8 protein-coding genes are annotated in these 9041 nt (G+C 66.6%); 3 read left to right on the forward strand and 5 right to left on the reverse strand.

The window, feature by feature from the left end; genetic code table 11:
• Window positions 1–46: 46 nt before the first annotated feature.
• The 5 genes from VF649_RS02925 to VF649_RS02945 form a co-directional block, all read right to left on the reverse strand.
• A complete protein-coding gene (locus tag VF649_RS02925) occupies window positions 47–1003 on the reverse strand; it encodes a glycosyltransferase family 2 protein (protein ID WP_331010462.1) in 957 nt (318 codons plus the stop codon).
• Between the two features lie 111 nt (window positions 1004–1114).
• Window positions 1115–1447: a hypothetical protein gene (locus VF649_RS02930; RefSeq protein ID WP_331010463.1), complete on the reverse strand. Its 333-nt coding sequence runs from the start codon at window positions 1445–1447 to the stop codon at window positions 1115–1117.
• 9 nt (window positions 1448–1456) lie between these two features.
• Window positions 1457–2971, reverse strand: coding sequence for a L,D-transpeptidase family protein (locus tag VF649_RS02935; protein ID WP_331010464.1), 1515 nt, complete (start codon window positions 2969–2971; stop codon window positions 1457–1459).
• A gap of 107 nt (window positions 2972–3078) precedes the next feature.
• Window positions 3079–4278: a glycosyltransferase gene (locus VF649_RS02940; protein ID WP_331010465.1), complete on the reverse strand. Its 1200-nt coding sequence runs from the start codon at window positions 4276–4278 to the stop codon at window positions 3079–3081.
• Between the two features lie 130 nt (window positions 4279–4408).
• The gene (locus VF649_RS02945; protein ID WP_331010466.1) at window positions 4409–5470 is read right to left on the reverse strand and encodes a PHB depolymerase family esterase; all 1062 of its coding nucleotides are present in this window, start codon (window positions 5468–5470) and stop codon (window positions 4409–4411) included.
• Window positions 5471–5589: 119 nt separating this feature from the next.
• Between VF649_RS02945 and VF649_RS02950 the strand changes: the two genes are divergently transcribed.
• The 3 genes from VF649_RS02950 to VF649_RS02960 all read left to right on the forward strand — a co-directional run.
• Window positions 5590–7548 carry an AI-2E family transporter gene (locus tag VF649_RS02950; RefSeq protein WP_331010467.1) on the forward strand — a complete coding sequence of 653 codons (1959 nt, stop codon included), beginning with the start codon at window positions 5590–5592 and terminating at the stop codon, window positions 7546–7548.
• Entirely contained in the window at window positions 7545–7763 is a 219-nt protein-coding gene (locus VF649_RS02955; RefSeq protein ID WP_331010468.1) for a hypothetical protein, read from the forward strand. The genes VF649_RS02950 and VF649_RS02955 overlap by 4 nt, the downstream gene beginning before the upstream one ends.
• Window positions 7764–7871: 108 nt before the next feature.
• Window positions 7872–9041, forward strand: a 1170-nt coding sequence (locus tag VF649_RS02960) for a KUP/HAK/KT family potassium transporter (protein ID WP_331010469.1), incomplete at its 3' end; no start/stop codon positions are given.

Consider the following 9041-nt stretch of genomic DNA (forward strand, 5'->3'; position numbering starts at 1 on the left):
CGGACCCTAGCGTGCGGTCATGACAAATGCGCGCGCCAAAAACGGGTCAGCCGCGCGTCGCGGCCTGCATCCGCCAGCGCATGAACCGCGGTGCCGCAGCGGGCACCAGCCGCATCGCCAGCAGGGCCGTCCGCCACGCCAGCGTGCGCGTACGGGCGCCAGCGCGACGCAGTTCGCGAAGACCGCCGCGGACGTCGCCCGCCACCACCATCGCTTCGCCTTGCGCGAACGCGATGTCCCTGTCGATCGTGGCGCGGACCGCGCGGGCCGTGCGCTGTTCCGGGCGACCGTCCAGCCGTGCGACCGCGCCGTCATAGACATGCGCCACCGCGTGCAGCAGCGGCAGTCGCGCCGCCGACAGCGAATCCGTACGGCGGCGATAGCGGTGCAGCGCGCGCGGTACATAGCCGCACCGCCAGCCACGTTCCAGCAATCGGATCCAGAGATCGAGATCCTCCGCGGATTGCAGCTGTTCCGACCAGCCACCGACAGCACGCACCGCCGACGCCTGTAGCATGCAGGCGGTGAAGACGTTGAACTGGCGCGCAAGGACCCGATCGAGCGTGACAGGGGGGACCTGTGGCAGAACCGCGGAAAAGCGCCGGCCTTCCAATCGTACATTGCCGACGAAGGTTGCGTCGCAGGTGACGAAGCCGAGGTCCGGGTCCGCCGCCATCGCGCCGGTCATTTCCGCCAGATAATCGGGCGCATAGGCATCGTCACCGTCCAGTAGCGCGATCAACGGCGCGCGCGCCGCGGCAAGCGCGGCATTGCGGGCCGCCGATACGCCGGCATGCGCCGTCCGCAGCAGCCGGATGCGTGTGTCGCCCGCGAACGGCCGGAGCGCGGCGACAAGATCGTCCGGTGATCCGTCGTCCACGACAATCGCCTCCCAGTCCGCCAATGTCTGCGCCTGGAGCGAGCGGATCGTGTCCGCGATGAACGCGGCGCAACGGTAGGCGGGAACCAGCACGGACACGATCGGGATGGGCGGAGCCGGCATAGGATCGCAAGCCGTACCCGCTCCGCCGGGCGTCAACAACCGGATAGAGGGTTAACAACGCATCGACCGCCGTCTACGCCCTTGAAAACAGGGGCGGCGGCGTGGCGACGGCTATTTCTCCTCTACGTCCCTGGTGTCGTTCTCGTCCGTTGCGGTGTCCTCGCGCGCGACGCGTGCGGTCATGCCGGTGGCCTCGGCATCCTCCAGCATCTGTTCGCTCTGTGGCGTAGGTTCCGGCGGCGGAACCGCTTCCGTCACCGTCTCGGCCGCGTTGCTGACGGGTGTCACAGGTTCCGGCTCCGGCCGGGGTTCCGGCTCCGGGGCTGGCTCCTCGGCTATGGGTTCGTTGTAAGGGGCGGGCTCCGGCGCCGGCTCGCTGCGGTTGCAGGCGGTGAGGCCGACCAGGAGAGCGGCGGACAGCAGGAGCGGCAGGCGGGTCTTCATCGATTGGTCCTAACGCGAGGCGAGGGCAGCGGCGCGGGCACCGCGTGCCTCGATCTTGGAAGCGAGGATGCCGTCCCAGTCATAGGGATCGCCCCGAAAGTTGATCTGGCCGTTCGCGCTGGCAAAGGCGGTCCAGTAGAGCAGATAGACGGTCACGGGGGTCGTCAGGCGCACCCGCTTCGTATCGCCCTCCGCGATCGCCGTCTCGACGCCGCCGGCATAATCGGGATTGTCCGCCAGCAGCAGGTTGGCGAGTTCGACCGGCTTTTCGAGCCGGACGCAACCATGGCTGGCCAGCCGGTCCCAACGGGAAAAGCCGGCCTGCGCGGGCGTGTCGTGCAGATAGACGGAATAGGGATTGTCGAAATCGAACTTCAGCCGACCCAGCGCGCTCTGATCGCCTGCCGCCTGTTGCAGGCGGTTGCCACCGCCATCGAGCGGAATGACCTTGATCGCGTTGCGGCGGAAATAGCCGGGATTGGCCTTCTCCTTCGGCCACAGTTCCTTCGTCGCGATCGAAGTGGGGACATTCCAGGGCGGATTGATGACGATACTGTGGATGCGCGATTGCAGCATCGGCGTATTGTCGCCCGGGCGACCGGTGACCGCCTTCATCGACGTGACCGGCCGATCGCCGTCGAACACGGTGAGCACGGCCGCGGCAATGTTGACCTGGACCCGGTCCTTGTCGAGATCCTGCGGCAGCCAGCGCCAGCGTTCCATATTGGCCATGATCTGCCGCACGCGATCACGCGCGGGGACGTTGAGCGCGGCCAGCGTCTGTTTCGATACGATACCGCTGGGATTGATGCCGTAGCGACGCTGGGCCCGACGCACTGCGTTCAGCAGGGCGAGATCGAAGGTCGTGCCGGTCGTGGCGACCGCGTCATCCTCGACCGCGAGCCGCTTGCGCAGCGCGAGGACGCGTGGGCCGGTGGCGTTCAGCGTCATGTCCGGACCGGGTTCCAGCATCGGCCAGCCGCCAGCAGCCTCGATCGCGCGGTAGGTCTTCAACCCCTTCATCAGCCCGTCATAGCCGGCATAGGGCGGCGGCAAGGCAGCGATCCAGGCGGCAAGCCGATCCTTCGCGATCGCCTGCGAAAAGGAAGGCCAGGGATCATAGGCGGCAGGACGCAGCCCCCAGTCCTTCAGGAAATCCGCTGTGTCCAGCCGGCCGCTATGCACCGCGCGCGCATGATCGAGTGCGGCCACGATCAGGTCGGCATCGCCGCGGTCGGCCGCCTCGCCATCCGAATCGCGCAGGTCGTGACGCAACCCCTGACCGGCGGCACCGTCGATCATCGCCGCCAACTGTTTCGCCTGATTGCGGGTGAGCGTCGGCAGGACGCGGGGCGGCGGGGGCGCCATGGTGACCGTGGTCGGAGCGGGAATGCCGAAGGTCGGGATGGAGGCAGACTGGGCAAGAACCGGCAGCATCGGCACCGCCAGCAGCGCCGCGAAGGCGGGGTAGGTCGCCGCACGAAGGAACAGGCGGTTCGGCAAGGTCGGGAACTCCACTAACATGTCCGCGGCATAGCCCGCCCGTGCCCCCAGCGTCTACCGCGCTTCACCCTTCGCCAGCCTGAACCGAGGTCGGCGCACTTCGTGTCGCCTGAGCGGTGGAGATGCAGTCAGGCGGGCTGAAGCGCCAGAATTGCCGAGACGGCATCAACGTGGCTGCGTTGTGCCTGATCGATGCAATAGCCGTTCGCGCGTTCGCGAAGCGTGGCTGGCCGCGGTTGCAAGAGCATCCTGTCCAGCAGGCCCGCGAGTTGTAGGGGGCAGGGTTCCGCCAAGATCGCGCAGCCGTCGGCATCGCCCACCAAGGTGCGCGCGGCGGGGAAGCAATCGGTGGCGACCACCCGGCAATTTGTCGCCATCGCTTCCAGCACGACGGCCGGCAAACCTTCGTAACGCGAGGTCAAAGCAAAGATATCTGCCCGCGCAAACCAGGAAGAAACATCATCGACAAAGCCCGGAAGACTGATGCGACCGTCCATCCCCAATTCGGATATCAAGGCTTCCAATTTTCCACGATCCGGCCCTTCTCCCAGAAGAACCAGCCGCGCGCCCGTGTTGCGCATTGCGGCGAAGCCCCGGATCAGGAGATCCAGGCGCTTCTGCGGGGCCAGGCGACCGACCCCGAGGATCAACGGTGCGGACGCGTCGTTCCGCAGTGGCTGTGCGAGCATGGCCGCCGTGACATAGGGGTTTGCCACGGTCTGGAAGCGGCCCGCCGCTACCGGAAAAGCGGTGCGCAAGTGACAGGTTTCAGGCTCGCTCAGCGTCAGGACCAGATCGGCGATGCGGAACATGCGTCGATAATACCAACGGCGATAATGACGAGAAAACAGTCCGTCTTTCGGGCGGATGATCGGGTTGGTGGTCTTCAGCACCAACCGGCTGTTCCGCAGTCCCGAAAGCCGAAGCCCCGCGGTGGTGATCTTGTTCATGTTGTTGCCGGTCGAGAGGATGCAGTCCGGCCGGTTCTGGCGCAAATGGCCTATGAAGGCCGGAAGGTTTCGAAGCAGATCCCTGCCGCGGCTCCCGGTGCGGGTGCCTAGGGTGGTGACGCGCACCGTATCCAGGACGAGCGGCAGTAACGATTTCTCGGCGCTGCCGCCGCTGCAGAATATCACGATTTCCGTATCGAAGCCGGCGGCGGCGAAACCATTCGCAACATGCACGCAGACGCGGTCGGTCCCGCCACATCCCAGCATGTGAGTCGTCAACAGAATTTTCATCGACGTCGTTGCTCCGCGCTGATCGGCGCTCAGGATAAAGATACGCTCCCGTAACGCGAGACGATGTAGGGAATATTGCGGCATCATGACATATCAAGCATGATCGCCGCACATCATCTGCCATATGGCCGGGCGTGACACGGACAAGGTTGGCTCGACGCCGGATCGGGCATGATGCCCGGTTGGACGCGGTATCAATCCTGAAAGCGCAAAATCCTCAGGACATCAAGCCGGCAGCGCGCAACGCGTTTGCGATGACATTGCTGACCGGGTCGGCGGCTGGCGCCGCGGGTGTCGCCGCGCTCACCGCGGGTGCATCGGTTTGCAGGCCCCAGAACGACAGAATGCAGTGCGACGACGCGATGCCGACGTCGAGCATGAAGGCACCGGGGGCGCCGTGATCCGTGCCGGCGCCGGGATCGATCGGGGTGCCGTGCCCCATGCCGGCGATACGATATTCCTCCAGCACCGCGCGCCCGTTCGGATCGCGCCAGGTGCGGTGGGTATGCGCGCCGATCCGGTCGCTGTTGCTGGGGCGGTCCGGCAGATGATGGAGGTCGCGCCACTGTGCGGCGATCGCGTCGGCATTGCCGGGCGCGACGGTATGATCGGCGGTGCCGTGCCAGATCGACAGGATCGGCCAGGATCCGGCGGGCGGAGCGGCGCTGCGGGCGCGGGCGGCCAGTTCGTCGCGCGTCGGGCCGCCATGGCCGCGCATCCGGTCAAACGCCTCCGGCATCGTGGCGGCGGCACCGAAGGGCAGGCCCGCGATCACCGCCCCGCCGGCGAACACGTCCGGATAGGCGGCCAGCATGACGGCGGTCATCGCGCCCCCGGCCGACAGGCCGGTGACGAAGATGCGGGCCGGATCGATTTCGTGATCGGCCACCATCCGCGCGACCATGTTGCGGATGGACAAGGGTTCGCCGCCGCCGCGCGCGGTGTCACCGGGCACGAACCAGTTGAAGCAGAGATTCGGATTGTTCGCGCGCTGCTGTTCCGGGAACAACAGCGCGAAGCCGTGGCGATCCGCCAGCCGCGACCAGCCCGAGCCATGGTCATAGCCTGCGGCGGTCTGGGTGCAGCCGTGCAGCACGACGACCAACGCGGCGCCGGGCCGGAGCCCGGCGGGAACATAGCAACGCGCCCGCAGCGCGCCGGGGTTGCCGCCGAAATCGGAAAGGTCCGTCAGCCGGTCCTCCGCCGAGCCGCCATGGTCGAGCCCCGGCAGGCTGGCACGCGCGGTGAGGCGCGCGATCGTGTCGCTGATGTTCCGCATGGCGCCGGCTTCCTGTCTGCCTGAACAGCGTTCCTGCTGCACTGCACAATAGATGGTTCCGAACGCGGTGGGGTCAATAGCCGATGTGTTTTCCCCCCGAGACAGCCTATGCCGCCGGAATGACCAAGGGACAGGCGACGGCAATGGGCGACGAGAAGCTCGCGGGGTATGAGAATATCGTGACGGGAGATCGCAGCGGGCGCGCGGCGATCGACGCGGCGGGAACGATCCCGCCCGTCTCCGCGCCGGAAATCCGCAGCCTGCTGGGGTTGGTGGTTGCGACCGCGGTGGTGAGTGCGTTGTATTTCGCGCAGGACGTGCTGATCCCGATCACGCTGTCGGTCATGCTGTCGTTCGTGCTGTCGCCGCTGGTCAATCTGTTGCAGCGGGCGGGATTGTGGCGGGCGCCGTCGGTCGTCCTGACAGTCCTGCTGGCGGTCGGGGTGCTGGCGGCGGTCGGGACCCTGATCGGAACGCAGACGGCGAACCTGGCCGCGGACGCGCCCAGCTATGCCCGGACGATCGAGCGCAAGGTGTCCGGGGTGCAGGCGTTCGCCACCGCACGGCTGGCGTCGCTGTCCAAGGAGTTCGCCCCGCGGCAGCGGCCGGGTGCGCACGCCGCCGGCACCGGCCTTCGTACGCCGGTTCCGCGCGTCGTGACGGAGGAGCGGCGGCCGGTACTGGTGGAGGTCGCGCCGGAACGGACGTCGCCGCTGATGGTGGCCAAGACCATCCTGGAGCCGATCCTCGGTCCCTTGGAAACCACGGTGATCGTGCTGATCGTCGCGATCTTCGTGCTGTTGCAGAAGGAGGACCTGCGTGATCGGTTCATCCGGCTGTTCGGATCGCACGACCTGCAGCGGACGACGCTGGCGATGGACGAGGCGGGACAGCGACTGAGCCGCTATTTCGTCTCGCAACTGGCGGTGAATACCGGATTCGGGATCATCATCGCGAGCGGGCTGGCGCTGATCGGCGTGCCGTCCGCGTTGATGTGGGGCATATTGGCGGGCCTGTTGCGGTTCGTGCCCTATATCGGGTCGTTCCTGGCGGCCGTGGCGCCGATCGCGCTGGCGGCGGCGATCGACCCGGGCTGGGGAACCGCGATCGCGGTCGCCTTGCTGTTCCTGATCGTCGAACCACTGCTGGGCTATGTCGTGGAGCCGTTGCTCTATGGCCATTCGACCGGGTTGTCGCCGGTGTCGGTGATCGTGGCGGCGGTGTTTTGGACGTGGATCTGGGGGCCGATCGGGCTGATCCTGTCGACACCGATGACCTTGTGCCTGGTCGTGCTCGGCCGGCATGTGAAATCGCTGGAATTCTTTGACGTACTGCTGGGTGATCGGCCCGCATTGTCGGCGGTCGACAGCTTCTATCACCGCATCCTAGCCGACAATCCCGACGAGGCGCTGGCGCAGGCGGAGGCGATCCTGGGTGAGCGCACGCTGGAGGCCTATTATGACGGGGTGGTGCTGGGCGGATTGAAGCTGGCCGGGATCGACCAGTTGCGCGGGACCATCGACGGCGCGCGCGCCGCCCGGATGACGCGGTCGACACTGGCGCTGATCGATGATCTGGCCGACCATGTCGACGCGACCGCGGTGGGGCGGGATCCGGCCGATGACCTGCTGGCGCCGGGCGGGCGTGTGGCGTGCATCGCGGGGCGCGGACCGTTCGATGATGCGGTGACGGCCATGCTGACGCAATTGCTTGCGCGGCGGGGCGTCGATGCCCGACCGATCGCGCATGAGGCCGCGTCACGCGATGCGATCGGCGCGCTGGATCTGGACGGCGTGGCGGTGGTCGTGGTGTCCTGCCTCGAACTGGCGGGAACGCCGGCGCATCTGCGCTACCTGGTCAAGCGGGTGCGCCACCATGCGCCCGCCGCCCGGATCGTGGTGGGACTGTGGCCGGAGGGTGAAGCGGCGCTGACCAGCGTGGACGTGCAGCGGCAACTGGGTGCCGACCACCATGTCGGCACGCTGTCCGCAGCGGTCACGGCAACGCTGTCGGCGTTGCGGGCCCGATCCGCCATGTCGGACGTTGCCACCGGAACCAAGAAGAAGGAGCTGTCATGAACTGGTTGGGTATGATGATCGGCGCGGCCATCGATCGCGAGGATGGCGACAGCGGGATCAAGGGTGCGATCATCGGCGGGATCACCGAGACGGTCGTGCGCGCGGCCGTACCGCTGGCAGTGACGTTCGCCATCGGTTGGGGCGTGCAATACGGGCTGCGCAAGGCGGTCGAGGCGGCGGGTGGCCAATTGAACCGGTCCGGCACCGCGGTCTGAACGCTGCCGCGTCCATATGCGAAACATATGCGGAGCGTGGTTCTTGTCACTCGCTTCGCTATGCGCAGGGGTGTGATAGCGGCGATCCAGACAGGGAAGAATGCGGGCATGACGACGGGGATTGACGCGAAGGTCGAGGGCATCGTGCCCGTCCATCATGGTCCGACCGAACATACCGCCACGTTGGCGCTGGGCGCGATCGGGGTGGTGTTCGGCGACATCGGGACGTCGCCGCTCTATGCGTTGAAGGAAAGCTTCATCGGCCATCACCGCCTGGTGGTCGATACGCCGCATCTCTACGGCGTGATTTCGCTGATCTTCTGGACGATGACGCTGATCGTCACGTTGAAATATGTGCTCATCATCCTGCGCGCGGACAATCATGGCGAGGGCGGCAGCCTGGCGCTGCTCGCGCTGATCGTGCGCAACAGCGAAGGGCGTGGCTGGACCAAGGGGATCGTGCTTCTGGGCATCGTCGCCACCGCCCTGTTCTACGGCGATGCGATCATCACTCCGGCGATCTCGGTGTTGTCGGCGGTGGAGGGGCTGACCATCGTGCAATCCGGGCTGGCGCCGCTGGTGCTGCCCGTGGCGATCGCGGTCATCATCGTGCTGTTCATGATCCAGTCGCGCGGGACCGCGAAGGTGGGCATGATCTTCGGCCCGGTGATGCTGGTGTATTTCGCGGTGCTGGCGGTGCTGGGCGGGATCAGCGTGCTGCAGCATCCCAAGGTGTTGATGGCGCTGAGCCCCCATTATGCGTTCGAGTTCTTCGCCATGGACCCGATGCGCGCCTTTCTTGCGCTGGGCTCCGTGGTGCTGGCCGTCACCGGGGCGGAGGCGCTGTATGCCGACATGGGGCATTTCGGGCGTAAGGCGATCGCCATTTCCTGGCTCTACATTGCCTTTCCCTGCCTGTTGCTCAACTATCTGGGGCAAGCGGCGCTGTTGATCGAAACGCCTGCGGCGATCGTCAATCCCTTCTACCTGCTCGCGCCGGAATCGCTGCGGCTGCCGCTGGTCATCCTGGCGACGCTGGCGACGATCATCGCCAGCCAGGCGGTGATCTCCGGCGCGTTTTCGGTGACGCAGCAGGCAATCCAGCTCGGGTTCCTGCCGCGATTGAAGGTGGCGCATACCAGCGCGACGGCCGCGGGACAGATCTACCTGCCACTGGTCAACTGGGTGCTGCTGGGGCTGGTGATCCTGCTGGTGCTGGGGTTCCGGACATCGAGCAACCTGGCCGCGGCCTATGGCATTGCCGTCACCGGAACGATG

Origin of the sequence: Sphingomonas sp. (assembly GCF_036387535.1) — a bacterium.
Classification (GTDB): domain Bacteria; phylum Pseudomonadota; class Alphaproteobacteria; order Sphingomonadales; family Sphingomonadaceae; genus Sphingomonas_R.

Coding starts and splice junctions, on each gene's coding strand:
- VF649_RS02930 (WP_331010463.1), bottom strand. CDS start 1,447: ATGAAGACCCGCCTGCCGCTCCTGCTGTCCGCCGCTCTCCTGGTCGGC.
- VF649_RS02940 (WP_331010465.1), bottom strand. CDS start 4,278: ATGATGCCGCAATATTCCCTACATCGTCTCGCGTTACGGGAGCGTATC.
- VF649_RS02950 (WP_331010467.1), top strand. CDS start 5,590: ATGACCAAGGGACAGGCGACGGCAATGGGCGACGAGAAGCTCGCGGGG.
- VF649_RS02935 (WP_331010464.1), bottom strand. CDS start 2,971: ATGTTAGTGGAGTTCCCGACCTTGCCGAACCGCCTGTTCCTTCGTGCG.
- VF649_RS02945 (WP_331010466.1), bottom strand. CDS start 5,470: ATGCGGAACATCAGCGACACGATCGCGCGCCTCACCGCGCGTGCCAGC.
- VF649_RS02925 (WP_331010462.1), bottom strand. CDS start 1,003: ATGCCGGCTCCGCCCATCCCGATCGTGTCCGTGCTGGTTCCCGCCTAC.
- VF649_RS02955 (WP_331010468.1), top strand. CDS start 7,545: ATGAACTGGTTGGGTATGATGATCGGCGCGGCCATCGATCGCGAGGAT.